Consider the following 25,975-nt stretch of genomic DNA (forward strand, 5'->3'; position numbering starts at 1 on the left):
AAAAACATGACTGACCGTGAAACAGATGTGACAGTCACATTACCGCGTGAAAGGTGCCTGGACGGACGAATCGCCGCTCCGTTGATACAGGCGGCGTCGCTTTATAAGTTAGGCGAAAAAAGATGGGGCGCGAACGTTTGCGCGGGAAATTTGTGTGAGGTTGGCAGGCGGGTTGCGACGGTTTTTTGGCGGGTGATGCGGGATGAGGGTTTGCTCGGCCGAAGGCGTTCGGGAGCGGTCGGCCGCGCGTTTGCCGCATTCTGGCGGCGGCGACGAGGCAGGCAGCGGGACCTCATTACCGTCGCCCCGCTGCCCGCATGCTGATTAAGCAGTCGCTTCCCTCACTGCCTTGGCGATCGCCTCCGAATGCAGCACGGCATCGTCGACGTTGCGCGCCTCGACCATCACGCGCAGCACCGGCTCCGTGCCCGACGCGCGGATCAGTACGCGGCCGCGGCCGTCGAGCGCGCTTTCAGCCGACTTGATCGCGCGGCGGATCGATTCGCTGCCCTTCCAGTCGGCGTCGGGCTTCATACGCACGTTGATGAGCTTCTGCGGGAACAGCATGACGCCCTCGAGCAGGTTCGCGAGCGACTTGCCGCTGCGCTGCATCGCCGCCAGCACGAGCAGCGCGGAGACGATGCCGTCGCCGGTCGAATGGCGGTCGAGCGAGAGAATATGGCCCGAGCCTTCCGCGCCGAGCTGCCAGCCGTGCTCGCGCAACTGCTCGAGCACGTAGCGGTCGCCCACCGCGGCGCGCACGAACTTCACGCCGGCGTTCTGCAACGCGACTTCGACGGCCATGTTGGTCATCAGCGTGCCGACCGCGCCTTCCACCTGACCGTTGGTCGCGATGCGGTCCTTGACCAGCACATACAGCAGCTCGTCGCCGTTATACAGGCGGCCGGCCGCGTCCACGATCTGCAGACGGTCGGCGTCGCCGTCGAGCGCGATGCCGAGGTCTGCGTGATTCGCACGCACCGCGCGCACGAGCGCGTCGGGCGCCGTTGCGCCGACGCCGTCGTTGATGTTGAAGCCGTTCGGCGCGACGCCGATCGGAATCACCTCCGCGCCGAGTTCGTGGAACACGTGCGGCGCCACGTCATAAGCGGCACCATGCGCGCAATCGACGACGAGCTTCATGCCGCGCAGGTCGTACGCCGCGGGGAACGTGCTCTTGCAGAACTCGATATAGCGGCCGGCCGCGTCGTCGAGACGCCGCGCCTTGCCCAGTTGCTCGGAGGCCGCGCAGGCGAGCGGCAGTTCGAGTTGCTCCTCGATCTGCGCCTCGACCTCGTCCGGCAGCTTGTTGCCGTCGGCGGAGAAGAATTTGATGCCGTTGTCGTAGTACGGGTTATGCGATGCGCTGATGACCACGCCCGCCGCGAGCCGCAGCGCACGCGTGAGGTAGGCGATGCCGGGCGTCGGCATCGGGCCGGCCAGCATCACGTCGACGCCGGCTGCCGAAAAGCCCGATTCGAGCGCGGCTTCGAGCATATAGCCGGACACGCGCGTGTCCTTGCCGATCAGCACGGTCGGCCGGGTGCCGGTTCTGGCCCAATGGTCCGAGCCCGCGAGCACCTTGCCGGCCGCATAGCCGAGCCGCAAGACGAATTCCGGCGTGATAGGCCCTTCACCGACCTTGCCCCGAATCCCGTCCGTTCCGAAGTAACGACGTGTCATGTTTTATCTTCCTCTATGTAGCTGCGGGTTCAACCATGCGTGCGGCTCGAATTCGCCGCGTTGCGCAGGGTTGCCCATACTTTCAATGCATCGACTGTTTGTGCGACGTCATGCACGCGCAAAATCGCAGCGCCCCGCTCGGCCGCACACACCGCCGCGGCGATGCTGCCGGCCACGCGCTCCGGCGCCGGCCGCCCGACCACTGCGCCGACCATCGACTTGCGCGACATGCCCGCGAGAATCGGATACGGCGACGCGGCCCGCGGGGCCGTGTCCCGCAGATGCGCGAGTAGCGCGTAGTTGTGCTCGACCACGGCCTTGCCGAAGCCGAAACCCGGGTCGACGCTGATGCGCGCGCGCGCAATCCCCGCCTGCTGCAACGTCGTCACGCGCTCCTCGAGGAAGCGGCGCACCTCGCTTACAACGTCTTCATATTCGGGCTCGCCGAGCTGCATGGTCTGCGGCTCACCGAGCATATGCATCACGCAAAGGCCGCAGTCGCTGTCGCGCACCGCGTCGATCGCGCCGGGCATCCGGAAACCCCAGATGTCGTTAATCATGTCGCCGCCCGCATTCAACGCGTGACGCATCACTTCCGGCTTGTACGTGTCGATCGACAACGGTACGTTCGCGCCGCGCAACTGTTCGACGAGCGGAAGCACGCGCTCCAGTTCTTCGTCGAGCGGAACCGGCGGCGCGCCAGGCCGCGTCGATTCGCCGCCGATATCGATAATGTCCGCGCCGTCGAGCATCATGCGCTCGGCCTGCCGCAGCGCATCGCCGCGCATCGCGTATTTGCCGCCGTCGGAAAAAGAATCTGGCGTGACGTTCAGAATGCCCATGACCAACGGGCGTTCAAAGGTCAGCTTGAAGCGGCCGCATTGCAGCGGCTCTGGAAGGGGAACGGAAGAGGAATCGATTTTCGACACGTAGCAGTGCTTCACTTGGAACGGGTAAATGCAAAACGGGCCGGTGTGCTACACACCGGCCCGCACTTTCTACTGGCTGCCGATCAGGCCGGGGCGGTCGCGCTGCCTGGCTTGACCTCGGTACCCGTACTGCCACCCGACGAGGTGTCGCTTGCCGACGGCGGCGAGCTCTTCGGCGAACGCGGCGGACGACCTGCCATGATGTCGTTGATCTGATCGGCGTCGATCGTTTCCCACTCCATCAGCGCGGCGGTCATGGCTTCAACCTTGTCGCGGTTCTCTTCCAGCAGACGACGCGCGAGGTTGTACTGCTCGTCGAGCACACGGCGGATTTCCGCGTCGACCTTCTGCTGCGTCGCTTCCGAAATGGTCCGCGTGAAGCCGCGGCCGAACGGCGAAGCGTCGTTTTCGTCGTCGACGTAGACCATCGGTCCGAGCGCGTCGGTCATACCGAAGCGGGCGACCATTGCACGAGCCGTCTGCGTCGCCTTGTTGAAGTCGTCCGACGCGCCCGTGCTGATCAGGTTCAGGAACAGTTCTTCGGCGACACGGCCACCGAACAGGATCGCGAGGCGATCAAGCAGGTAGTCCTTCGAATACGTTTCGTTGTCGTGTTCCGGCAACTGCCACGTGACACCGAGTGCCCGGCCGCGCGGAATGATCGTGACCTTGTGCACCGGATCGGCCTTCGGCAACAGCTTCGCAATCACCGCATGGCCCGACTCGTGATACGCCGTAGCGCGCTTCGACTCTTCGCGGATCACCGCCGACTTGCGCTCCGGACCCATGAAGATCTTGTCCTTCGCGTCTTCGAAGTCCGTCATTTCGACGATGCGCTTGCCGCGGCGCGCCGCGAACAGGGCCGCCTCGTTCACGAGGTTCGCGAGATCGGCACCCGAGAAGCCCGGCGTGCCGCGCGCGATCACCGCCGCGTCGACGTCGTTCGAGATCGGCACCTTGCGCAGATGCACCTTCATGATGTGCTCGCGGCCGCGAATATCGGGCAGGCCCACATACACCTGGCGGTCGAAACGGCCCGGACGCAGCAGCGCCTTGTCGAGCACGTCCGAACGGTTCGTTGCGGCGATCACGATAACGCCTGAGTTCGCCTCGAAACCGTCCATTTCGACGAGCATCTGGTTCAGCGTCTGCTCGCGCTCGTCGTTGCCGCCGCCCATGCCGGCGCCGCGATGACGACCGACCGCGTCGATTTCGTCGATGAACACGATGCACGGTGCATGCTTCTTCGCCTGCTCGAACATGTCACGCACACGGGCCGCGCCGACACCAACGAACATTTCGACGAAGTCCGAACCAGAAATGCTGAAGAACGGCACCTTGGCCTCGCCCGCGATAGCGCGCGCAAGCAGCGTCTTACCGGTTCCCGGCGGGCCAACCAGCAGCACGCCGCGCGGAATACGGCCGCCGAGCTTCTGGAATTTCTGCGGATCACGCAGGAAGTCGACCAACTCGGACACTTCTTCCTTGGCTTCGTCGCAGCCGGCGACATCGGTGAAATTGATTGCGTTGTTGTTCTCGTCGATCAGCCGCGCGCGCGACTTGCCGAACGAGAAGGCCCCGCCTTTGCCGCCCCCCTGCATCTGCCTCATCATGTAGAACCAGAAACCGATGATCAGAATCGTCGGCCCGAGGTAATACAGCACGGACATCAATGCATTGGGTTCGTCGTCGGCCTTGCCGCTCACCTGGACGCCATACTTCATCAGATCGCCGACCATCCAGATGTCGCCGGGCGACACGATCTGGTATTTCTGGCCGTCTGCTGGAGTGACCGTGAGGTTCCGCCCCTGGACAATGACGTTCTTGACTTTGCCGTTCTTCGCGTCGTCCATGAACTGCGAATAGGAAACGCCTTCCTGGACACGGGGCTTGTCGAACTGCTTGAACACCGTAAACAGCACCAGTGCGATTACCAGCCACACTGCTGCCTTCGAAAACATATTGTTGTTCAAAGCACCACTCCTTCACTTAGACGGGCGCCTACATTTGCCTTGCGGCACCACTAAAGCATTCTAATCCAGTCCGCAGACCCCTGCCATAAGCTTTCGCTACCATGAAAATAGGGTAGCGGGCCGTTTTGACGCCGGTCTCCGGCGTATTCGGCCATTTATCGGCAGAAGCGGAACCGTCTCGAAGCGCCCCTACGCGGGACGCTTCAGATGCTTACCCAAAATAAATGTTTCTGACGATTTATCCCGCGACGCCTTCGGCTTGCGGGCCGCCACCACCTTGAACTGGCGTTTGAACTTTTCGACAATCTGGCTATAACCGCTGCCGTGAAAACATTTGACTAAAAGGGCGCCATCCGGTTTGAGGTGATTTTGCGCAAATTCGAGCGCGAGATCGCATAAATGCTCGATCCGCGCGGCATCCGCGACCGCCACTCCCGACAGGTTGGGCGCCATATCCGAAATTACAAGGTCCACCTGGCGCTCTCCGACCAATTCTTCGAGCTGAACCAGCACCGAGTCTTCGCGGAAATCGCCCTGAATGAAGTGAACGTCGGCCACCGGCTCCATCGGCAGGATATCGAGCGCGATGATCGTGCCGTCGATCCCGCCCTCCCGCTCGGCGTTACGCTGTGTGCCGCCCGCGAGCTTGTTGCGTGCGTACTGGCTCCAGCTGCCCGGAGTGGAGCCGAGGTCGACGATCACCTGCCCCGGACGAATCAGCTTGTCCTGCTCGTCGATTTCCTTGAGCTTGTAGGCCGCGCGGGCGCGATAACCTTCCCGCTGTGCCATTTTGACGTACGGGTCGTTGATGTGGTCGTGCAGCCACGCGGTATTGAACTTGTTTTTTGCCATTAAAGATGAACTCTTGCTGCGTCGTGTCGCGCTTTAGGGGATAATACGCGGTTAATTCGCGCGGCCACCGCCAGACTGGCGGCAATCCGCGATTCTGTTGTTCCGACGCGCGCCCTGTTGAATCAAGCCGTCCGAATCGTTCGTCGATCGGGCGGAAACACAGGTGCCGCCATTTTAGTCGAGTCTCCCACTTTCCATGCCAGCCCTCAAAGTCTCTTCCGACCAACGCGCCGAGTTGCGCTCCCAGGCACATGCGCTCAAACCTGTCGTGCTCGTCGGCGCCGAGGGCTTGACCGACGCTGTGCTCGCCGAGATCAAGGTTCACCTGGCCGCTCATGAACTCATCAAGATCCGCGTGTTCGGCGACGAACGCGAGGAGCGCCTCGCCATTTACGAACAGATCTGCGACGAACTGAACGCCGCACCGATCCAGCATATCGGCAAGCTGCTCGTGATCTGGAAGCCGGAATCGACGCAACCGGCGCAACCGGCGGCGAAGGCGAAGCGCGGCGCTTTGCCGAGCGCTCGCGAAGCCGCCGTTGAAGCGAAGCCGGGCAAGGGAGCCGCGCCGCGCGTCGTCAAGGTCGTCAAGCCCACGGATGTGCCGATGCGCAAGCCGAGGGCAAAAGCGGTGCTCGTGCGCGGCAATGAACGAGTCACGCAAGGCGGCAACATCAAGCGCGCAAAGAAGCGTCAAACCAGCGCGAAGCGCTCGCATCAGTCGTCGAAGTAAGCGGTGACGGAAGGTGCGGACTTTGTCCGTGCCTTATACAGCGAGCTATCAGAAATAAATGCGGAATGAATGGCTGAGTGCGTGATGGATGGCGCTCAGCCGACAGCACCGGCAGCGATCCATCAGCAGACGATAACAGCGCGGGCAACACAAGCGGCAGACAAGCTGCAAACAAGGCATCGGCCAGCAAGGCGACAATCAGCCGCACACGAGCTCAGCCCGCCACCTTCCCCACGACACCGCGAGCGCCCTCTTCCGCGGCCACCGCACCGGCGCCCACCGGCAACAACCACACAAGCGCAAGACCCAGCAGGCTCTCGACCAGATAGAACAGGCTCGACACGCCGTGCAGGATGCCGAAGCGCGTCGCATAAACCGAATGGCCGACATCGCTGCCCGCGTCGAGCGCAGCGATGCGCATCGCATTCATGAACGGCTGCAACGCAAAATATCCAACCAGCACGCACACGAGCATGCCGGCGATCAGCCAGCGCAAGCGGCGGTATGCGCCGCTGCCACGCCGAATCAGCAGATTGGCGAGCCCCAGCAGCAAAATGCCGCACACCACGCCAAGCACACCCTGAATGCGAAACAGTTGCGCCGCTACCGCGCCCGCTGTGATCCGGTCGAGCGTCGTGAACAGCACGGGCGCCACGGCATAGCCGATAGTCAGCAGACTACCGACCCATACCACGGTCAGAAGACGGAAAAACCGATGCGGCATCACGGACACCGGTGTCACCCTCAAACGTAGCTAACCGCGATGATTTCGTACTCGCGTACGCCGCCCGGTGCCTGCACCGATGCGACGTCGCCTTCGGACTTGCCGATCAGGGCACGTGCGATCGGCGAGCTGATCGAGATCAGGCCGTGGTCGATGTCCGCTTCGTCGTCGCCGACGATCTGGTATTTGACCGATGCGCCCGAGTCGAGATCTTCGAGTTCTAGCGTCGCGCCGAACACCACGCGGCCGTCCGCCTCCACCTGTGACGGGTCGATCACTTGCGCGCCCGCGAGCTTCGATTCGATTTCGGCGATGCGGCCTTCGATAAAACCCTGCTTTTCCTTCGCCGCGTCGTATTCCGCGTTTTCCGACAGATCGCCCTGGGCGCGCGCTTCGGCGATCGAGTTGATCACCGCCGGACGCTCAACCGATTTGAGGCGCTGCAATTCATCGCGCAGCATGTCTGCGCCGCGCTTAGTCAATGGAATAGTGCTCATAAACAACTCTGGAGGCAAAAAACGGCCGTAAAAAAAATCACCGCGGTTAAGTGCATTCCGCGAAAGCCGCCGCCGCGGGACAAACCCGGGCCGCTGCACCTGCGGAACGCCGCTTAACCGCGGCACTTACATCTTGAACAGGTAGTCGAAACCTTAGTTTAGGCGAGCGTGGAGTCCTTGTAAATCATAGACTTCCAGGTTCTTCAGATAACGCAGACCCTCGACCGCCGCGCGCGCGCCCGACATCGTCGTGTAGTAGGTGACCTTGTTCGCCTGCGCACTCATGCGGATCGAGCGCGAATCGGCGATCGCCGCGCGCGTTTCGTCGACCGTCGTGAAGACGAGCGCGATCTCGCCGTTCTTGATCATATCGACGATGTGCGGACGGCCGTCCTTCACCTTGTTGACGACCTTGACCGGCACGCCAGCCGCTTCGATCGCAGCCGCCGTACCCTTGGTCGCGACGATCGGATAGCCGAGTTCGTGCAGCATGCGCGCGACTTCGACGGCCTTCGGCTTGTCGGCGTCCATCACGGTCAGCAGCACCGTGCCCGACTCCGGCAGACGCGAACCCGCCGCGAGTTGCGACTTGAAGAGCGCTTCGCCGAACGTCTGGCCCACGCCCATCACTTCGCCGGTCGAACGCATTTCCGGTCCGAGGACCGGGTCGACCGCCGGGAACTTGACGAACGGGAACACCGCTTCCTTCACGCTGAAGTAAGGCGGCTCGACTTCCTTCGTCACGCCCTGGTCAGCGAGCTTCTGGCCGACCATCGCGCGTGCCGCGATCTTCGCGAGCGGCAGGCTCGTCGCCTTCGACACGTACGGCACCGTGCGCGATGCACGCGGGTTCACTTCGAGCACGTAGATGATGTCGTCCTTCGAACCGTCCGTCGCATGTGTGCTGGAAGGCACCTGCTGGATCGCGAACTGCACGTTCATCAGGCCGACCACGTTCAGCGCCTTCGCCATCGCGGCGGTCTGGCGCTTGAGTTCGGCGATGGTCGCCTTCGACAACGAATACGGCGGCAGCGAACAGGCCGAGTCGCCCGAGTGCACGCCCGCCTGCTCGATGTGCTCCATCACGCCGCCGATGAACACGGCCTCGCCGTCCGAAATGCAATCCACGTCGCATTCGATCGCGTCGTTCAGGAAGCGGTCGAGCAGCACCGGCGAATCGTTCGACACCTTCACGGCCTCGCGCATATAGCGTTCGAGGTCGCGCGGTTCGTGAACGATTTCCATCGCGCGGCCGCCCAGCACGTACGACGGGCGCACGACGAGCGGATAGCCGATTTCGTCGGCGAGCTTCAGCGCTTCGTCTTCGGCGCGCGCGGTGCGGTTCGGCGGCTGACGCAGGCCGAGGTCCTGCAGCAGCTTCTGGAAGCGCTCACGGTCTTCGGCCGCGTCGATCATGTCCGGCGACGTGCCGATGATCGGCACACCGTTCGCTTCGAGATCGAGCGCGAGCTTCAGCGGCGTCTGGCCGCCGTACTGCACGATCACGCCGACCGGCTTTTCCTTGTCGACGATTTCGAGCACGTCTTCGAGCGTCAGCGATTCGAAGTACAGACGATCGGACGTGTCGTAATCGGTCGATACGGTTTCCGGGTTGCAGTTGACCATGATCGTTTCATAGCCGTCCTCGCGCATCGCGAGCGCGGCGTGCACGCAGCAATAGTCGAACTCGATACCCTGGCCGATCCGGTTCGGGCCGCCGCCCAGCACCATGATCTTCTTGTTGTTCGTCGGATTCGCTTCGCACTCTTCCTCGTAGGTCGAGTACATGTACGCAGTTTTCGTCGCGAACTCGGCCGCGCAGGTGTCGACGCGCTTGTACACCGGTCGCACGTTCAGCTCGATACGGCGAGCGCGCACTTCCGCCGGCTTCGCGCCGAGCAGCTTCGCCAGACGCCGATCCGAAAAGCCGCTCTGCTTCAGGTACTTCAGCTCTTCCTTCGTGAGGCTCGCGAGCGTGCGGCCGGCCAGCGCCTTTTCCTTCAGCACGATCTGTTCGATCTGCGCGAGGAACCACGGGTCGATCGCGGTCTCTTCGAAAATTTCCTGCGCCGTCATGCCAACGCGGAACGCGTCGCCGACATACCAGATGCGATCCGGACCGGCTTCGCCGATCTCGCGGATGATCTCGTCGCGGTTCGCGGTCTTTTCGTCCAGACCGTCGACGCCGACTTCGAGGCCGCGCAGCGCTTTCTGGAACGACTCCTGGAATGTGCGGCCGATCGCCATCACTTCGCCGACCGACTTCATCTGCGTGGTCAGACGCGAATCGGCTTCGCGGAACTTCTCGAACGCGAAACGCGGAATCTTCGTGACGACGTAGTCGATCGTCGGTTCGAACGATGCCGGGGTCTGGCCGCCGGTGATTTCGTTCTTGAGTTCATCCAGCGTGTAGCCGACGGCGAGCTTCGCCGCGACCTTGGCGATCGGGAAGCCCGTCGCCTTCGACGCCAGCGCCGACGAACGCGACACGCGCGGGTTCATTTCGATCACGATCATCCGGCCGTCTTTCGGATTGATCGAGAACTGCACGTTCGAGCCGCCGGTATCGACGCCGATCTCGCGCAGCACCGCGAGCGACGCGTTACGCAGGATCTGGTATTCCTTGTCGGTGAGCGTTTGCGCCGGCGCGACCGTGATCGAGTCGCCGGTATGAATGCCCATCGGGTCGAGGTTTTCGATCGAGCAGACGATGATGCAGTTGTCCTTCGTATCGCGGACCACTTCCATCTCGTACTCTTTCCAGCCGAGCAGCGATTCTTCGATCAGCAGCTCGCGCGTCGGCGACAGATCGAGGCCGCGCTTGCAGATCTCCTCGAATTCGTCGCGGTTGTACGCGATGCCGCCACCCGAGCCGCCCAGCGTGAACGACGGACGGATCACGACCGGGTAGCCGCCGCTGCCGGTTTCCGCGGCGATCTTCGCCTGCACCTGCAGCGCTTCTTCCATCGAATGCGCGGTGCCCGACTTGGCCGAACCGAGGCCGATCTTCGTCATCGCGTCCTTGAACTTCTGGCGGTCTTCCGCCTTGTCGATCGCTTCCGGCGATGCGCCGATCAGCTCGACGCCGTACTTCGCCAGCACGCCGTGCGCATGCAGATCGAGCGCGCAGTTCAGCGCGGTCTGGCCGCCCATCGTCGGCAGGATCGCGTCCGGGCGCTCCTTTTCGATGATGCGCTCGACCACTTCCCACGTGATCGGCTCGATGTAGGTCACGTCGGCCGTGTTCGGGTCGGTCATGATCGTCGCCGGATTGCTGTTGACGAGAATGACCTTGTAGCCTTCCTCGCGCAGCGCCTTGCATGCCTGCGCGCCCGAATAATCGAACTCGCACGCCTGGCCGATGATGATCGGACCCGCGCCGATGATGAGGATGCTCTTGATGTCTGTCCGCTTGGGCATAACGCTCTCGCTAATGTATTCCTGAATTCTTTCCGTCGGCGCGCGCCGTTTTCACGTTGCGCGCGCTGTTTTGTGCGGCTGGGCTCGCATGCGCCGGATACGCCGGTCTTGCGGCGGATTGCCCGAGTGCGGCTCAACGGACCGGGTTACTGAACCCGCTCGCCGTCATGCCTTCGAGTTACCGCCGTGCCGCTCCCGTATCGCTTATCGCTTGCAGCAGGCCCGTGGCGCCAGGCAGCCGGGGCCGTTTTCCCCGCCCCGCCAGCCTGTCGCCCTGTTCGAGCCCTATGCCGCCGCGCTGTTGGCACCCTTGTTCGCGTCCATCAACGCAGTGAAGCGATCGAACAGATACGCGATGTCGTTCGGGCCTGGCGACGCTTCCGGGTGGCCCTGGAAGCAGAACGCCGGCTTGTCGGTCAGCGCGAAGCCTTGCAGCGTGCCGTCGAACAGCGATACGTGCGTGACGCGCGCATTGGCGGGCAACGTGTCGGCGTCGACCGCGAAACCGTGGTTCTGCGACGTGATGACCACGCGGCCGTCGTCGAGATCCTTCACCGGATGGTTTGCGCCGTGGTGGCCCGTCTTCATCTTCATCGTCTTCGCGCCGACCGCGAGGCCCATGATCTGATGGCCGAGGCAGATGCCGAAGGTCGGAATGCCGCGCTCGATGAACTCCTTCGTCGCCGCGATCGCGTAGTCGCACGGCTCCGGGTCGCCGGGGCCGTTCGACAGAAAGACGCCGTCCGGGTTGAGCGCGAGTGCGTCAGCGGCGCTCGACTGCGCCGGCAGCACGGTGACGTGGCAGCCGCGCTCGGCCAGCATGCGCAGGATGTTTTGCTTGACGCCGTAGTCGAACGCGACCACGCGGTACTTCGGCGCGTTCTGCGTGCCGTAGCCCTCGCCCAGACGCCATTCGGTGCGGGTCCACTCGTAGGTTTCCTTCGTCGACACGACCTTCGCGAGGTCCATGCCGGCGAGGCCCGGGAACGAGCGCGCGAGTTCGATGGCCTTGGCTTCGTCGTCCGAACCGGCGAGGATCGCGCCGTTCTGCGCACCCTTGTCACGCAGCACGCGGGTCAGCTTGCGGGTGTCGATGCCGGCGATGGCGACCACGCCTTCGTCCTGCAGGTATTGCGAGAGCGTGCGCTCCATGCGGAAGTTCGACGCGAGAACCGGCAGATCACGGATGATCAGGCCGGCGGCATGGACTTTCGTCGCTTCGACGTCTTCGGCGTTCACGCCGACATTGCCGATATGCGGATACGTGAGGGTGACGATCTGGCGCGCGTAGCTCGGGTCAGTCAGGATTTCCTGATAGCCGGTGATGGCCGTGTTGAACACGACTTCGCCAATGGTATGCCCGGGGGCGCCGATCGAATAACCACGAAAGACCGTGCCGTCGGCGAGCGCGAGGAGAGCGGGAGAAAATGACGGCAACACGGGAGACTCCTTGGGGGAACACCCTGTTGCCGACCTGTCTATCCGATTGCGAGCCGCAGCGAAACACACCGTGGATGCGCGCGCAGACTCGCTCGCGTGCTGCCGGAGACGCTGCAAGGGGCGCGATGGGTCCATTGTGTGGACGGCTCGACTCGGTGCGGGGCCCTTCTTGCTACGCCAATGGCGCGCGGCGGATGAACGGTATGGGAGAGGTAGGCGCTAGGGTGCGGGTTGATAAGCTCAAACCTTGTAATTATAGCCTGAATCTACCCTTCTCACCAAATACGAGATAGGGCCCCGACGTGTCCCGGCGGCGCCGGCAAACGCTCAAAGCCTTGCCCGGTGGCGGTTTGCGCGATCGCGAGCACGCATTCGCGCGACTCGAAAGCAGGTAACAATGACGGGGACAGACCGGCGGGTTGCCCCCCGCCAAACCGCAGCGCCGGCCGCTTCAGGCTTCCTGCTCAGCACGCACTTCGGTCGGCCGCGCCAGCTTGCGGCCCGGCAACACGTACCAGATCGCGCTCAGCACCTGCAGCGCCACCAGAATCTCCCACGCGCTCAAATGCGCGGCCGCCGGATAATGGCCGTCGCTCGCCGGCCAATGCGAGAGCACCGCGCCGACGCCGATCTGGAAGCCGAAAATCAGCAGGAAGATGATCAGCGTCAGCGTGGTGTTCACGCGGCCGATCATCTGCGGCGGGAAATGCCGTGCCATCACCGCGTAGCTCAGGATGCCGGTCCCGCCGAAAATCCCGTACGCCGCCCACAGCAGGCCCGCGGGCAACGGCGCCTTGAACATGATCAGCAATTGCGTGAGCACGTAAAGCGCCATGCCGATGCCGCAGAACGCATACAGCGAGACGCCGCGCCGCTCGAGGCTGCGCGCCGCCGCGCCGAAGCCGACGCAGCCGGCCATCATCGCAAAGCCGAGAATCGACACGAGCGCCGCCGCCTCATGCGGCTCGAAGCCCTGCACGTCGCGCAGCCACGCACCGACCCACAGCGACTGCATCGCGTAGAAAACGCCTTGCGTGACGACCGAAAACGACGCGACCTTCCAGAATGCCGCGCTGCGCAGAATGTGCCAGGTGCCTTTGAACTGCGCGCCGAGGCTCGCCTGGTGGTGCGTTTCCCGTGTATCCGGCGCGAGCGTCCACTGCGCGAGCGCGACCGCCACTGTCAGCACACCGAGCCCGACGCAGACCGTGCGCCAACTCGCGAGGCCAAGCACCCACGTGAGCGGCGAGCCGACCATCACGCCGCCGAAACCGCCGATCGCCATCACGAGCCCGTTCATGAGCGGCAGACGGCCCACCGGGAAGTGCTGCGCAAGCGCCTTGAACGCGGCGCCGAGGCACACGGAAACGCCGACGCCGATCAGCAGCCGCCCGATCATCATCATGCCGAGGCTCTGCGCGGCGCCGAACACCCAGATGCCGAGCGCGGCGAACAGCAGCGTGGCGGCCGTGACGCGGCGCGCGCCGAAGTGATCGAGCAGCACGCCGGCGGGAATCTGCGCGCCCGCGAAGCCGAGGAAATACAGACTGGTCAGCACACCGAGGTCGGCGGCGGAGAGACCGAGATCGTGCGTGATGAACGGCGCAAAGCCGAGGTTGACGCCGCGAAACAGATAGGAGACGAAATAGCCGGCGGAAAAGAGCAGAAAGACGCGCAGTTGGGTCGACGACATAGACCTGGAATCAGAGCAGAACGGCCAACACGGCCAAAGCACGAACAATAAAGGAAATACGGCAAATCCGCCGGATGGTCTGCACAATGAAAAACGCCGTCACCTCAGGGTGACGGCGTTTGAAGAACTCGATGCGCGATCGGGACTCAACCACGCGCTGCCCTCGCAACGCGTGTTGCCACTACCGCGGGAATCGCCATTGGCCTACTTACGATACGACCTACTTACCCTTCTTCTTCGCGCTGGCCGCGGTCTTCGGGTGACTCTCCGCCGCACCCTTCGACGCCTTGCCGGGCGCGGAGGCCGACACCTTTTCGACCTTGCCCTTGCTGGCAACGGGCGCTGACGCCTTGCCGGTCGGCTCGGCCACCTTGACGATGGCGGAGCGGCCGCGCCCCTTCTTCCTGTCGCCGCGCGTTTCTGCGACATGGGTACCGATCTTCTGAACGCCGCCGCCCTGCACGTCGGTGGCGATCTTCTCCGGACCGGGCTCGCTCGGCACCGGCTTGCCGACCGGCACGTGCAGCACGATCACCTGGCCGCGCGACACCTGATCGCGACGCGTCTTGTTCCACGCCTTCAACTGCCCGACCGACACGCCGTAGCGCAACGCGATGGCGGACATCGACTGATTGCGGCGCACGCGGATCAGCATCTTGCGCGTATCGGGAACGTCGGGCTCCATCGCGAGCACCGCGCTTTCGGCGACGTCGGCACTAATGTCCTCGTCGTCGTCCGAACCGCGCGGCACGACGATCGTCGAGCCGGGTTTCAAACGCATGCCGACTGGAATCTTGTTCACTTCCATCAGCGTGTCGGCGTCGACACCGATTTTCTGTGCGATCGCCGCGGGCGTCGCGCGCTGGTCGACCGTGTACGTAGTCCACGACGACAGCGAGCCGGAATACGCTTTCAGATTGCGCTCGAACGCGGAGGCGTTGTCGAACGGCAGCAGGATCTGCGGCTGCGTCGCGCCGAGAATCACCGGTTTTCTGAACGACGGATTCAGCGAGCGGAATTCGTCCGTCGACAGATTGGCGAGACGTGCGGCGACATCGACGTCGATGTCGTGCGAAGTCGTGACCGTCACGAAGTACGGGTGGTTCGGAATCGCCGGCAGCGTGAGCCCGTACATCTGCGGGTTCATGATGATGTTCTTGACCGCCTGGAGCTTCGGCACGTAGTTGCGCGTTTCGTTCGGCATGCGCAGGCTCAGGTAGTCGGTGGGCAGGCCCGCCGCCTCGTTGCGCGCGATCGCGCGCTGCACGTTGCCCTCGCCCCAGTTGTATGCGGCGAGCGCGAGCTGCCAGTCGCCGAACATGTCGTGCAGATTCGACAGATAGTCGAGCGCGGCGCTCGTCGAGGCGAGCACGTCGCGACGTTCGTCCTGCCACATGTTCTGCTTGAGGTTGTAGGTGCGGCCGGTGCCCGGCATGAACTGCCACATGCCCGCCGCCTTCGCGACCGACAGCGCCTGCGGACTATAGGCGGACTCGATGAACGGCAGCAGCGCGAGCTCGGTCGGCATATGACGCGCCTCGAGTTCCTCGACGATGTGATACAGGTATTTCTGCGAGCGCTCGGTCATGCGCTGCACGTAATCCGGACGCTGCAAGTACCAGTTGAGCTGCATATCGACGAGGTCGGTTTGCAGATCCGGCATCTGGAAACCACGCCGAATGCGGCCCCATAGATCGGCGTCCTGGCTCGTCAACTGATTGACGGAACCCTGATCGACGTTGATGGTTTCTTTAGCGGTGGCGTTCTTGCGAAGGGCGTCGGCTACGGCTTGCTGGCTGGCGGGGTTGGTGGCGGTTTTCGTTGTCGGTCCCTGGCTCGCGCACGCGGCGAGTGTCAGGACCAATAACGCACTTAAGATAAATCGCATGAACGTCTCGGTTTCCACAAGGACTGGAATTTGCTGCCGATAGTACGAAACGGCAACGTTTCCGTCAATCGGAAAATCAAGAAAAAAATCAACCAAATCTTGGGCTTGGCGAATTTTTGCGATTCATCGCGTGAAGATCGCCGAATGCGCTCCGAATCAGCGGAAGCGATTTTTCCATTCGCGCATCAGCGTGAAGGCCGCGAGACGATCGGGCACCGCCTCGTGCAACTGCGCTTCGAGGCTCGCCCGCACCGCCGGTTCGCCGGCCCGCAGGAACGGGTTCACCGCCCGCTCGTGCGCGATGGTGGTCGGCAGCGTCGGCACATGGCGGGCGCGCAACTCGCTCGCCTTGTCGCGCCACGCTTGCAGTTCTGCGTTGTGCGGCTCGCAGGCGAGCGCGAAGCGGATGTTCGACAGTGTGTACTCGTGCGCGCAATGCACTTCGGTCGCGCCGGGCAGCGCCGCGAGTGCGTCGAGCGAGGTGAGCATCTGTTTCGGCGTGCCTTCGAAGAGCCGCCCGCAGCCGCAGGCGAATAGCGTGTCACCGCAAAAGACGTGCGGCGTGCCGCGCGAATCGGCCGCCTGGAAATAGGCGATGTGTCCGCTCGTGTGGCCGGGCACGTCGAGTACGCGGAATTCGAGCGCGGGCGCTGCGATCGTCACGCGATCGCCATTTTCGAGGCGATGCGTGAGATGCTCGATCGCTTCGCCGGCGGGGCCGTAGACTGGCACGTCCTGGCCGTTCAGCAGATCGGCCACTCCGCCGACGTGGTCTTGATGATGGTGCGTGAGTAAAATAGCGCTCAGCCGCCATCCGCGTTGGGCCAGAAAGGCGCGCACAGGCGCGGCCTCGCCCGGATCGACGACCACCGCGTGGTGTCCGTCGGCAACGACCCAGATGTAATTGTCTTCAAACGCCGGGACCGGTACGTACTCGAGCGCATTCATAGGCGACGCATTCTTTGATATGACTGATCGAGCGATTATAGACTGGCCCGCCTGGACCGACTCGCCGCCTGGCCGCTACGTGCTCGAGTGGGAGCAGACGCAGCTCGACCGCGTGGTGTCGGACGTGTTCGGCTATCATGCGCTGCAACTTGGCCTGCCCCAGCTCGATGCATTGCGCGAAAACCGCATGCCGTGCCGCGGCCTCGTGCTCGACGCCGCGAGCGGCGCCAGCGCGCCGTACACGTTTCCGCGCGGCGCGCGGCAAGGCGGCGGCCTCGGTGCGAGCCAAGTCGATCCAGACGGCACGGCCGGCACAATCGGCCGGGCCAGTCCGGCTGGCCCGGCCGGCTTACCCGCGCCGGCCGGACGCAGCACGGTATGGTGCGACCTGCTCGATCTGCCGTTCGAGGCGCAAAGCGTCGACCTGATCGTGATGCCGCACACGCTCGAATTCACGAGCGACCCGCACCGTCTGTTGCGCGAGGCCGAGCGCGTGTTGATGCCCGAAGGGCAACTGATCATTTTCGGCTTCAATTCGCTGTCGCTGTGGGGCATGCGGCAGTCGATCGGCAAGATGACCGGCCGCCCGTTCGTGCCCGCCTCCGTCGACCTGATCGCGTTCACGCGCCTGAAGGACTGGATCAAGCTGCTCGGCTTCGACCTTGAACGCGGACGCTTCGGCTGCTATCGTCCGCCGCTCGGCAGCGAACAATGGCTGTCGCGCTACGCGTTCATGGAAGCCGCCGGCGACCGCTGGTGGCCAATTTTCGGCGCGACCTACATGATCAAGGCAATCAAGCGCGTGCCCGGCATGCGCCTCGTCGGGCCGCTCAAAGTGAAGAAACCCGTGCTTGCCGCGGGCCTCGCGAGCGCCGCCACACCGAATACACGCAATCACACCGAATGACTTCAGATCACATCGACATTTATACCGACGGCGCCTGCAAGGGCAATCCTGGGCGAGGCGGCTGGGGCGCGCTGCTGCGTTTCGGCGGCCAGGAAAAAGAACTGTTCGGCGGCGAAGCCAATACGACCAACAATCGCATGGAGCTGATGGGCGTGATAGCCGCGCTCGAAGCGCTCAAGCGCCCCTGCAAGGTGATCGTGCACACCGACTCGCAGTATGTGCAGAAAGGCATCAGCGAATGGATTCACGGCTGGAAAAAGAAAGGCTGGATCACCGCGGCGAAGCAGCCGGTGAAGAACGCCGATCTGTGGAAGCGGCTCGACGCACTCGTCGCGCAACACGAAATCGAATGGCGCTGGGTGCGCGGACACAACGGGCATCCGGAAAACGAGCGTGCCGATCAGCTTGCCAATCGCGGAGTCGCGTCGCTCGCGGAAATGTAAGGGCTCGTGCTTTGGCAACGCGCATTGCAATTCAATCCGCGCGCCCTCCCCGCTTTTTTTGCTGCAATTTTTTTCGAAGCAGGCTAATCCGACATGCGTCAACTCATCCTCGATACCGAAACTACCGGCCTGAACGCTCGCGGCGGCGACCGGATTCTCGAACTCGGTTGCGTCGAGCTGGTGAACCGCCGGCTCACCGGCAATAACCTGCACTTCTACATCAACCCGGAACGCGATAGCGATCCGGGCGCGCTCGCCGTGCACGGCCTGACCACGGAGTTCCTGAGCGACAAGCCGAAGTTCGCCGAGATCGTCGACCAGTTTCGCGACTTCATCGAAGGCGCGGACCTGATCATTCACAACGCGCCGTTCGACATCGGCTTTCTCGACGCCGAGTTCACGCTGCTCGGCTTGCCGCCCGTGAAGACGTACTGCGGCGAAGTCATCGACACGCTCGCGCGCGCGAAGCAGATGTTCCCGGGCAAGCGCAATTCGCTCGATGCATTGTGCGACCGCTTCGGCATCAGCAACGCGCACCGTACGCTGCACGGCGCGCTGCTCGACTCGGAGCTGCTCGCGGAAGTCTATCTGGCGATGACGCGCGGTCAGGAAAGCCTCGTCATCGACATGCTCGGCGAAGCGCAAACGGGCAGCGATACGCACGCGCCGCGCGTCGCGCTCGAGTCGCTGGAGCTGCTCGTGGTCACCGCGAGCGATGATGAAATCGGCGCGCACGAGGCAGTGCTCGACGATCTCGACAAGGCGGTTAAAGGTGCGAGCGTGTGGCGCCTTGAAGCCACGCCGGCGAGCGATGAGTAAATTACTTAAAAAGTACTAGACGAGCCCGAAAATCCCCGGCATAATCTTGCTCTCTTCGGGTGGTTAGCTCAGCGGTAGAGCACTGCCTTCACACGGCAGGGGTCACTGGTTCGATCCCAGTACTACCCACCAGATTCTTGGTGTGTCGATCACCGAAGAAAAAAGGGCTTGCACGGCAACGTGCAAGCCCTTTTTCTATTTGCGCGGCCGCGCATCGATGTATTTCGGCAAACCGGCCCGACTCACTCAATTGTCCGGATTCGCGCGAGGCAGCTCCCCTTCCACAGCCGCATACCGACGATCCCGTGCTCTGTGCTCTTTCCCCGCAATCCGGCGCGTGCGCAGTTCGGACAGGCGCCGGCTGTACTGTTTGAACACGCTCTTTTCGTGCGGATCACCGAAATGAAAGAGCACGGTGCTGCGCACGCTTTCCGCGAGGCACGCCTGATTCGCATGCAGCGACCGCATGCCCCAGAAAAAATAGATATTGCCAGGCTCGAGTTTGACGATTTGCGCACCGAGCCGGTGTTGCAACCACGGCGAGCGCCATAGACGGCGTGCAGTTGCGCTCTCGACGAACAGCTTCTCCGCGATATTGACCACTGCGCGCCGCCGCACCTTGCGCAGGTTCGGATACATCACGAGGTGGCCTGGCAACTCGTCCGGCCGGCTCGGAATCACGATCGGCACGAGCGCGGTGACGACGAACGAATCGTAGTGGAACAGATTCGAATGCCGCAGACCCAGCGTGCCCGCCACCACGCGGATGACGGGCAAGATCCGATCGCTCGGCGGCTGCGTGCCCATCGCCTTTTCATAAAGACTCGTCAGCACCGTAGCGAATGCTTCGGAGCGAAACACGGTATCGAGCGGGCTTTGCGCAATCCATTCGGGACCGCGCAGACCGAAGTATTGACCACCGCGCTGTTCGAGTTGCGCCTTCACGTAGCCTCTTGCCTGCTGCAAAAGCGAATCGCTGATGACATCACGCAGAACCCCCACGCCAGTCTCGTTCATCTGCGCTTCCAGCTGCTCCACTTCTGCGGCGGTAATGGGTTTCAGTGAGGCGTCCGTCATCCGAGCGCTCATGGGCATTTCTCTCTTCGGCTCGGACAGGAGCGCAAGTAGTAATTGGTTTTTTCTCGGGCCTCGCAGATCCACGCGGCCCGCATGCGTCGCCGAAGCCGCCAGCGCACGTGGATTCATCATGTCGAGATCAGGATTTCGTCGCAAGAAAAGAAAAGCGCGGCGTGCGGCTCAACGCACCAAGCCGGAGTAAAGCCCGAGCCGCGGCCACAGACACCCACCTACACCGCCAACACCGTGATTTCGTATGTTTGCGAGCACCCGGCGCAGCTGATATATTTACTGCTTGGGCGTTCGTTTCGCCCAATTTCTCCAGTTTCTCCACCTCAAACCATCACAGGGAGGCGTCGCATGTTCACAGTGCATATCGCGCTCCCTCGTATGGTCTCGCGACCGTCGGCCTGCCCGACGCGACTGATGCGACCTTAAGTCGTCACGTCGCCGCCGATGCGGGCTCGCCTCGAGAGGCGCGCCGCATTCATTCAAGACAGTCCCGCCGTCCGGTTACCGCTGCTTTTTTATCGCCCGCTCACCGGGCGTGCATTCCGGCCCACGTTGACTGTCTGCCTCTTTCGCTTCTGACTGGAACCCTGCTTCGCGCATGCGTCGCCGGGTCATAGCAAATGACCAGAAAAAAACTCGACTTTCGCGGACAAGCCTTCAAGGATGTCCTCGGCTTCACCTTCCGTCACTGGACGCAACAGCCGTGGCGCATCGTCGTGATCGCCGCGCTCGCGCTCTTCACGGCGCTCGCCGACATCCTCACGCCGGTCTTCGCCGGACGGCTCGTCGACGCGATCGCAGCCGGCCCGGCCAGCGCCGCACCTGTCTGGCACAAGGCGCTCGAGGCCTTCGGCGCGCTCGCCGCGCTCGGTCTGACCGCGACGCTGCTGCGCCAGGGCGTGTACTTCAACATCATCCGCTTCACGCTGAAGATGATGAGCGAAATCGCCGCGAGCGCGTTTCATCGCGTACAGCGCTTTTCGACCGACTGGCATGCGAACAGCTTTGCCGGCTCCACGGTGCGCAAGATCACGCGCGGCATGTGGGCGCTCGATCTGCTCAACGACACGCTGCTGATCGCGCTGTTGCCGTCGCTCGTCATGCTGGCCGGCGCGACCGCCCTGCTCGGCTGGCGTTGGCCGATGATGGGCGTGGTCGTCGGCATCGGCTCGGCGCTGTATATCGTGGTGACCGTGGCCGTGTCGCTCGGCGTCGTGGCACCGGCCGCGCGTCTCGCGAACGCATGGGACACGCGCATGGGTGGCGCGCTCGCCGATGCGGTCAGCTGCAACGGCGTCGTCAAGGCGTTCGGCGCCGAAGCGCGCGAGGAAGCGCGCCTCGCGCACGTGATCGGCAAATGGCGGCAGCGCACGCGCCGCACATGGGTGCTCGGCACGCTCAACGGCGGCATTCAGGGCGGCATGCTGGCCGCGATCCAGGCCGCGATTCTCGGCGTGGCGCTGCTGCTGTGGGCGCGCGGCGAAGCGAGCGTCGGCGACATCACGTTCGCGCTGACGATGTTCTTCATGCTGCAAGGCTATCTGCGCGACATCGGCATGCACATCCGCAATCTGCAGCGCTCGGTCAACGACATGGAGGAACTGGTGTCGCTCGAGAGCCAATCGCTCGGCATCGAAGACCGTCCCGGCGCCGGCCCGATCGCGATCAGCAAAGGCGAGATCCGTTTCGAGCACGTTTCGTTTCACTACGGCGCGCATAGCCGGCCGCTCTACGACGACTTCTCCATGCGCATCGCGCCCGGCGAACGCGTCGGGCTGGTCGGGCATTCGGGCTCGGGCAAGACGACCTTCATCAAGCTGATCCAGCGTCTCCATGACATTTCGGGCGGCCGGATCACGATCGATGGTCAGGACATCGTCCAAGTACGGCAGACGTCGTTGCGCAGCCAGATTGCGATCGTCCAGCAGGAGCCGGTGCTGTTTCATCGCTCGCTCGCCGAGAACATTGCGTATGGACGGCCCGGTGCGAGCCGCGCCGAAATCGAGCGGGCCGCGCGGCTCGCGAGCGCGCACGACTTCATCGCCGCGCTGCCCGACGGTTACGACACGCTGGTCGGCGAACGGGGCATCAAGCTATCGGGCGGCGAACGTCAACGCGTCGCGATCGCGCGGGCTTTTCTCGCCGACGCGCCGATCCTGATTCTCGACGAAGCCACGTCGAGCCTCGACAGCGAAAGCGAGGTGCTGATCCAGCGCGCGATGGAGCGGCTGATGCAGGGCCGCACCACGCTCGTGGTCGCGCACCGACTGTCGACGGTGCGCGCGCTGGACCGGCTGCTGGTGCTGGACAAGGGCAAGGTGATCGAGGAAGGCAGTCACGACGCGCTGATCAAACGCGAGAACGGTCTCTACCGGCGGCTCTTCGAGCGTCAGGCGCTGGAACTGATCAAGGGTCTCGGCGAGCCGGACCTCGTGCGCGAAACAGCGAGTGCCAAGGCTGATCGAATCGACGATTCGGACTTGCTGGTCAATTAGCGGACCGCGGAAGGAGTTCGCCGGCGAGCCACGATGTCGCGGCAAATGCCGCGACATCGTGGCTGCTAACGCGGCTGCAAATGCAACTGCTAACGCAACTGCAAGCGCGACAACCACAAGCAGCAACCACAACCGCGGCGGCGACAAACGCCGCAACCGCGGGGATGGCCGCTACACCACGCCGGCAGGCAAACCGATGCCGCGCGCCATCCCCGTCGCGGCAAACACCATCAGTACCAGCAGGACTGTCTGGATCACGCTGAAGTGCGCATAGGAGCGCGCTTTCTTCAGATTCGGCACCTGCCCGCTGCGAATCGACGCGCGCCAACGCATGAGCCCGAGCATCGACGGCACTTCGAGGATCAGGATCAATACGAGCAGCGCCATCTTGACGTGAAAGAGCGGCTCGTGGAGATAGTAGTCGGCGCCCTTCTCGTAGCTGCCGAACACGCGCATCAGACCCGTGACGATCAGCACCACCGCGGAAATGCCCCAGCGGGTATCCGCGCGGAATACAGAGCGTAACGCGGCGGGCACCGATGCCCGGCGCAGCGCCCAGGTACGCCTGAGTATCGACGCGAGCGCGAAGCCATAAGCGAGTAGATGAAGGGCGGCAAGCAACCAGCGAACCAGCATGGCGACTCCTGCGAAAGAGGCGATACGATCGATGTGTGTCCCACTCGCCCGCATGGTGAAGCGCCGGGCGTCATGACTGCATTATCGGCGAAGCTTCGATTCGGAATACGCGCGCCGGCCACGCGATGTGGCCGACAGCACAAAGCATGCAGCTTCAGACTTGCCGCAGCGTCGTGTCAAGCGCGCGGGCGGCGACCCGATCACCTTCGGTCGTCAGCGCGGCGCGAAAAACTGTTTGCCGGTTGTGGCCCGCGGCGGCCGGCGAATCCCACAGCAACTCGACTTTCGGACGCAGACCCAGAGCGCTGCGCGCGAGCGACGGCGCCGCAACCGACCCCACCGGCGCCGCCGACGCGCCCGGCTCGCCCGCCGCGCCGAACACCACTGCGGGCGTGGGCGCCGGCGTCGAGGGCGCGTGCCCCCCGCTCGCCCAACGCACGGACAACTCGCGCGCGTCGTACTGCCCGACCTTGCGCCGCTCGGCCCACACGACCACGGTGCGCGTGAGCGGATCGAGCGAAACCGCGTACCGGCCGATCGCGAAACGCCGCGCGGCGATATTGGTGCGCCATAACGGCTGCGGCCGGCAAATCCAGATCACGGCGGCATAGAGCAACGGTGCGGCGAGCAGCCAGCCGTTGGTGGCCGCGACTGCCTGCATCGCGCGCCGCCAGCCGGCGCTCGCGACGAACGCGCCCACCGACCAGACCGCAAACAGAAATCCGAGAAAAGCGAACAGACGCAGCGCCTGACGCAGCCATTGAGGCAGCGGATGGAACGGGCGCTCGGCGACCGGGCGCGCGCCCGGCAGGAAAACCAACAGGAACAGGAAAACGAGGTTGATGCACGCCCACGGCGAGGACGCCATCGACGTCAGAGCGGCGGCGAGGTCCATCTGCGACATCGAAAAAAGCCAGCGAGCGGCGAGCACGAGACCGATGGCGCGCAACGTAAAAATCGTTCCGGCGCCGGGCGCGGCATTCGCACGCGTCTCTTTCGTTCTCGCCAAGGCATCCTCCTGTCGTCGGCTGCGCCGCACCCCAATTTGCGGCACGGCCATTATAGGGATATTACCGAGAGTGGCCCGTTCTCGCCGGGCGGAAACCCGCATTTTTAGGCATCCAATCGCGAAAAACGCGGCGCGCATGCAACAACGCCCCGCTGGCGACATGCCGGCGGGGCGTTGCGGATGGCGAAGGAATCGCGCGAAACGTTTCCTTCCGCCAGGTTTTATCTACAGCGAATCGAACGGTCCAAACGGTCCGAAGCGAACGATCGATCAGCCCGCGTTGACTTCGCGCAGCACCGTGCGGTGCTTGCGGCGCAGCAGCTCTTCGTAGGTGGCGACGTAGTTCTGCGCCATCACCTTCGACGAGAAGCGTGCTTCGAACGCCTTGCGCACGCCAGCGCGCGGCAGCGTGTGCAGACGCTTGACGGCAGCGACCGCGCTGATTTCGTCTTCGACGACAAAACCCGACACACCGTTTTCGATCACTTCCGGCACCGAACCGCGGTTGAACGCGATCACCGGCGTGCCGCACGCCATTGCCTCGATCATCACGAGACCGAACGGCTCCGGCCAGTCGATCGGGAACAGCAGCGCGTGCGCGTTGCCGAGGAATTCGGTCTTTTCCGCTTCGCTGATTTCGCCGATGTACTCGACGTGCGGCAGCGACATCAGCGGCTTGATGACTTCGTCGTAGTACGCGCGGTCAGCCTTGTCGAGCTTGGCGGCAACCTTGATCTTCATGCCGACCTGCTCGGCGATGCGAATGGCGCGGTCCAGACGCTTTTCCGGCGAGATGCGGCCGAGGAACGCGAGGTAGCCCGGCTTGACGTCCTTGATCGGCGTGAGCAGGTTTTCCGGCAGACCGTGGTAGACGGTTTGCAGCCAGTGCGCTTGCGGCAGCGGGATGCGCTGGTTGTCCGAGATCGACACGACCGGCACGTCGTTGAACGTGTTGAAGATCGGCTGAAGTTCCGGCAGGTCGAGACGGCCGTGCAGCGTCGTCACGAACGGCACCGGCTGACGCGCGAACAGCGAAAACGGGTAGTAGTCGATGTGGAAGTGCAGCACGTCGAATTCGTCCGCGCGGCGGCGCACTTCTTCGAGCAGCAGCATGTGCGGCGCCATCACGTCGCGGATCGTCGGGTCGAGGCGCAGCGCCTGCGGCCAGAAGGCTTCGAGCTTGGCCGAGGTCTGCGAATCGCCGCTCGCGAAGAGCGTGACGTCGTGGCCCTGCTCGACCAGCGCTTCGGTCAGATAGGACACCACACGTTCCGTACCACCGTACAGCTTGGGAGGAACCGCCTCGTGCAACGGAGCGATTTGAGCGATTCGCATAATGACGAACTCCTAGTAAAAAATCAGGCAAAAACTGCATTTGGAAAAAGCGACTCGCTTTGCTCGCCAGGGCAATCTGGCCGGACATGCCGGCGCGGGCCTGATTCTTTCGAGAAATCCTGCGATGGATCGCTTGGGTATTGAGCCCAGACCGACGAATCACCGTCTGCGCATGTGCGAGTAAACGCACATATGACACCTACGTTGACGAACTGTCAGAAATTTTGCCGGGCTAACGAGCACGCATTATGGGTGCCAGAATCCTTGCCGCAGCACAACATTTCAAAGTCTTTACGTTGTTACAAACGCGAAACACTTTGCAAACCCTTGTTTTGTAAGACAGTTCTAGAGTGACAACAGGTTTTCGGCCACTCGTGTCGCAACAGTGTCTGTCAGCTCTTTGCGTCAACTTTACCGGCAGGCGTTGAAGAAATGCCGCGGTGCAGTTGAATGCAATCTGTA

20 protein-coding genes and 1 tRNA gene are annotated in these 25,975 nt (G+C 63.3%); 6 read left to right on the forward strand and 15 right to left on the reverse strand.

Going from position 1 to position 25,975, the window contains the following annotated elements; all coding sequences use genetic code 11:
* Positions 1–324 precede the first annotated feature (324 nt).
* The 4 genes from glmM to B9Z01_RS03670 all read right to left on the reverse strand — a co-directional run bounded on the left by glmM (position 325) and on the right by B9Z01_RS03670 (position 5,437).
* Positions 325–1,683 (reverse strand): phosphoglucosamine mutase, encoded by a 1,359-nt coding sequence (gene glmM / locus B9Z01_RS03655; protein ID WP_085480872.1) that lies wholly within the window; start codon positions 1,681–1,683, stop codon positions 325–327.
* Positions 1,684–1,712: 29 nt separating this feature from the next.
* Entirely contained in the window at positions 1,713–2,525 is an 813-nt protein-coding gene (gene folP / locus B9Z01_RS03660) for a dihydropteroate synthase (protein ID WP_143808833.1), read from the reverse strand.
* 170 nt (positions 2,526–2,695) lie between these two features.
* Positions 2,696–4,585: an ATP-dependent zinc metalloprotease FtsH gene (ftsH, locus tag B9Z01_RS03665; RefSeq protein WP_085480873.1), complete on the reverse strand. Its 1,890-nt coding sequence runs from the start codon at positions 4,583–4,585 to the stop codon at positions 2,696–2,698.
* A gap of 189 nt (positions 4,586–4,774) precedes the next feature.
* On the reverse strand, positions 4,775–5,437 hold the full coding sequence (locus B9Z01_RS03670) for an RlmE family RNA methyltransferase (RefSeq protein WP_085480874.1): 663 nt from the start codon (positions 5,435–5,437) through the stop codon (positions 4,775–4,777).
* Between the two features lie 196 nt (positions 5,438–5,633).
* Here B9Z01_RS03670 and B9Z01_RS03675 point away from each other — a divergent pair, with 196 nt between their 5' ends.
* Positions 5,634–6,170: a YhbY family RNA-binding protein gene (locus B9Z01_RS03675; RefSeq protein ID WP_085480875.1), complete on the forward strand. Its 537-nt coding sequence runs from the start codon at positions 5,634–5,636 to the stop codon at positions 6,168–6,170.
* A 214-nt stretch (positions 6,171–6,384) separates the two neighbouring features.
* Here B9Z01_RS03675 and B9Z01_RS03680 read toward each other — a convergent pair whose 3' ends face one another.
* The 7 genes from B9Z01_RS03680 to gloB all read right to left on the reverse strand — a co-directional run bounded on the left by B9Z01_RS03680 (position 6,385) and on the right by gloB (position 16,780).
* Positions 6,385–6,894 (reverse strand): DUF4149 domain-containing protein, encoded by a 510-nt coding sequence (locus B9Z01_RS03680; protein ID WP_085481170.1) that lies wholly within the window; start codon positions 6,892–6,894, stop codon positions 6,385–6,387.
* A gap of 20 nt (positions 6,895–6,914) precedes the next feature.
* Positions 6,915–7,391 (reverse strand): transcription elongation factor GreA, encoded by a 477-nt coding sequence (greA, locus tag B9Z01_RS03685; RefSeq protein ID WP_085480876.1) that lies wholly within the window; start codon positions 7,389–7,391, stop codon positions 6,915–6,917.
* Positions 7,392–7,544: 153 nt separating this feature from the next.
* Entirely contained in the window at positions 7,545–10,811 is a 3,267-nt protein-coding gene (gene carB / locus B9Z01_RS03690; protein WP_085480877.1) for a carbamoyl-phosphate synthase large subunit, read from the reverse strand.
* A 285-nt stretch (positions 10,812–11,096) separates the two neighbouring features.
* A complete protein-coding gene (gene carA / locus B9Z01_RS03695) occupies positions 11,097–12,251 on the reverse strand; it encodes a glutamine-hydrolyzing carbamoyl-phosphate synthase small subunit (protein ID WP_085480878.1) in 1,155 nt (384 codons plus the stop codon).
* 451 nt (positions 12,252–12,702) lie between these two features.
* A complete protein-coding gene (locus B9Z01_RS03700; RefSeq protein ID WP_085480879.1) occupies positions 12,703–13,944 on the reverse strand; it encodes an MFS transporter in 1,242 nt (413 codons plus the stop codon).
* Between the two features lie 220 nt (positions 13,945–14,164).
* On the reverse strand, positions 14,165–15,832 hold the full coding sequence (locus tag B9Z01_RS03705; RefSeq protein ID WP_085480880.1) for a transglycosylase SLT domain-containing protein: 1,668 nt from the start codon (positions 15,830–15,832) through the stop codon (positions 14,165–14,167).
* Positions 15,833–15,988: 156 nt separating this feature from the next.
* On the reverse strand, positions 15,989–16,780 hold the full coding sequence (gloB, locus tag B9Z01_RS03710; RefSeq protein ID WP_085480881.1) for a hydroxyacylglutathione hydrolase: 792 nt from the start codon (positions 16,778–16,780) through the stop codon (positions 15,989–15,991).
* Positions 16,781–16,799: 19 nt separating this feature from the next.
* On the opposite strand from gloB, the gene B9Z01_RS03715 reads away from it, so the two are divergent.
* From B9Z01_RS03715 to B9Z01_RS03730, 4 genes are all read left to right on the forward strand, one after another.
* Positions 16,800–17,687 (forward strand): class I SAM-dependent methyltransferase, encoded by an 888-nt coding sequence (locus tag B9Z01_RS03715; protein ID WP_085480882.1) that lies wholly within the window; start codon positions 16,800–16,802, stop codon positions 17,685–17,687.
* The gene (rnhA, locus tag B9Z01_RS03720) at positions 17,684–18,130 is read left to right on the forward strand and encodes a ribonuclease HI (protein WP_085480883.1); all 447 of its coding nucleotides are present in this window, start codon (positions 17,684–17,686) and stop codon (positions 18,128–18,130) included. The genes B9Z01_RS03715 and rnhA overlap by 4 nt, the downstream gene beginning before the upstream one ends.
* Positions 18,131–18,223: 93 nt before the next feature.
* Complete coding sequence (gene dnaQ, locus B9Z01_RS03725; protein ID WP_085480884.1) at positions 18,224–18,949, forward strand: DNA polymerase III subunit epsilon; 726 nt, start codon at positions 18,224–18,226, stop codon at positions 18,947–18,949.
* A 57-nt stretch (positions 18,950–19,006) separates the two neighbouring features.
* Positions 19,007–19,081: transfer RNA gene (locus B9Z01_RS03730), tRNA-Val, on the forward strand.
* A 114-nt stretch (positions 19,082–19,195) separates the two neighbouring features.
* On the opposite strand, the gene B9Z01_RS03735 is transcribed toward B9Z01_RS03730, so the two are convergent.
* A complete protein-coding gene (locus B9Z01_RS03735; protein ID WP_085480885.1) occupies positions 19,196–20,026 on the reverse strand; it encodes a hypothetical protein in 831 nt (276 codons plus the stop codon).
* Positions 20,027–20,658: 632 nt separating this feature from the next.
* On the opposite strand from B9Z01_RS03735, the gene B9Z01_RS03740 reads away from it, so the two are divergent.
* Entirely contained in the window at positions 20,659–22,533 is a 1,875-nt protein-coding gene (locus B9Z01_RS03740; protein ID WP_085480886.1) for an ABC transporter ATP-binding protein, read from the forward strand.
* Positions 22,534–22,704: 171 nt separating this feature from the next.
* Here B9Z01_RS03740 and B9Z01_RS03745 read toward each other — a convergent pair whose 3' ends face one another.
* From B9Z01_RS03745 to B9Z01_RS03755, 3 genes are all read right to left on the reverse strand, one after another.
* Positions 22,705–23,169, reverse strand: coding sequence for a DUF2214 family protein (locus B9Z01_RS03745; protein WP_085480887.1), 465 nt, complete (start codon positions 23,167–23,169; stop codon positions 22,705–22,707).
* A gap of 154 nt (positions 23,170–23,323) precedes the next feature.
* Complete coding sequence (locus tag B9Z01_RS03750; RefSeq protein WP_085480888.1) at positions 23,324–24,178, reverse strand: hypothetical protein; 855 nt, start codon at positions 24,176–24,178, stop codon at positions 23,324–23,326.
* A 270-nt stretch (positions 24,179–24,448) separates the two neighbouring features.
* Positions 24,449–25,513, reverse strand: coding sequence for a glycosyltransferase family 4 protein (locus B9Z01_RS03755; protein ID WP_085480889.1), 1,065 nt, complete (start codon positions 25,511–25,513; stop codon positions 24,449–24,451).
* Positions 25,514–25,975 lie beyond the last annotated feature (462 nt).

Origin of the sequence: Paraburkholderia susongensis (genome assembly GCF_900177725.1) — a bacterium.
Taxonomy (GTDB): domain Bacteria; phylum Pseudomonadota; class Gammaproteobacteria; order Burkholderiales; family Burkholderiaceae; genus Paraburkholderia; species Paraburkholderia susongensis.

What these genes read in the sequence shown, in the direction of transcription:
- dnaQ (WP_085480884.1), top strand. Translation starts at nt 18,224, where the DNA reads ATGCGTCAACTCATCCTCGATACCGAAACTACCGGCCTGAACGCTCGC.
- rnhA (WP_085480883.1), top strand. Translation starts at nt 17,684, where the DNA reads ATGACTTCAGATCACATCGACATTTATACCGACGGCGCCTGCAAGGGC.
- gloB (WP_085480881.1), bottom strand. Translation starts at nt 16,780, where the DNA reads ATGAATGCGCTCGAGTACGTACCGGTCCCGGCGTTTGAAGACAATTAC.
- B9Z01_RS03735 (WP_085480885.1), bottom strand. Translation starts at nt 20,026, where the DNA reads ATGACGGACGCCTCACTGAAACCCATTACCGCCGCAGAAGTGGAGCAG.
- B9Z01_RS03740 (WP_085480886.1), top strand. Translation starts at nt 20,659, where the DNA reads ATGACCAGAAAAAAACTCGACTTTCGCGGACAAGCCTTCAAGGATGTC.
- folP (WP_143808833.1), bottom strand. Translation starts at nt 2,525, where the DNA reads ATGGGCATTCTGAACGTCACGCCAGATTCTTTTTCCGACGGCGGCAAA.
- B9Z01_RS03680 (WP_085481170.1), bottom strand. Translation starts at nt 6,894, where the DNA reads ATGCCGCATCGGTTTTTCCGTCTTCTGACCGTGGTATGGGTCGGTAGT.
- B9Z01_RS03705 (WP_085480880.1), bottom strand. Translation starts at nt 15,832, where the DNA reads ATGCGATTTATCTTAAGTGCGTTATTGGTCCTGACACTCGCCGCGTGC.
- B9Z01_RS03700 (WP_085480879.1), bottom strand. Translation starts at nt 13,944, where the DNA reads ATGTCGTCGACCCAACTGCGCGTCTTTCTGCTCTTTTCCGCCGGCTAT.
- B9Z01_RS03755 (WP_085480889.1), bottom strand. Translation starts at nt 25,513, where the DNA reads ATGCGAATCGCTCAAATCGCTCCGTTGCACGAGGCGGTTCCTCCCAAG.
- B9Z01_RS03670 (WP_085480874.1), bottom strand. Translation starts at nt 5,437, where the DNA reads ATGGCAAAAAACAAGTTCAATACCGCGTGGCTGCACGACCACATCAAC.
- glmM (WP_085480872.1), bottom strand. Translation starts at nt 1,683, where the DNA reads ATGACACGTCGTTACTTCGGAACGGACGGGATTCGGGGCAAGGTCGGT.
- carB (WP_085480877.1), bottom strand. Translation starts at nt 10,811, where the DNA reads ATGCCCAAGCGGACAGACATCAAGAGCATCCTCATCATCGGCGCGGGT.
- greA (WP_085480876.1), bottom strand. Translation starts at nt 7,391, where the DNA reads ATGAGCACTATTCCATTGACTAAGCGCGGCGCAGACATGCTGCGCGAT.
- B9Z01_RS03675 (WP_085480875.1), top strand. Translation starts at nt 5,634, where the DNA reads ATGCCAGCCCTCAAAGTCTCTTCCGACCAACGCGCCGAGTTGCGCTCC.
- B9Z01_RS03745 (WP_085480887.1), bottom strand. Translation starts at nt 23,169, where the DNA reads ATGCTGGTTCGCTGGTTGCTTGCCGCCCTTCATCTACTCGCTTATGGC.
- B9Z01_RS03715 (WP_085480882.1), top strand. Translation starts at nt 16,800, where the DNA reads ATGACTGATCGAGCGATTATAGACTGGCCCGCCTGGACCGACTCGCCG.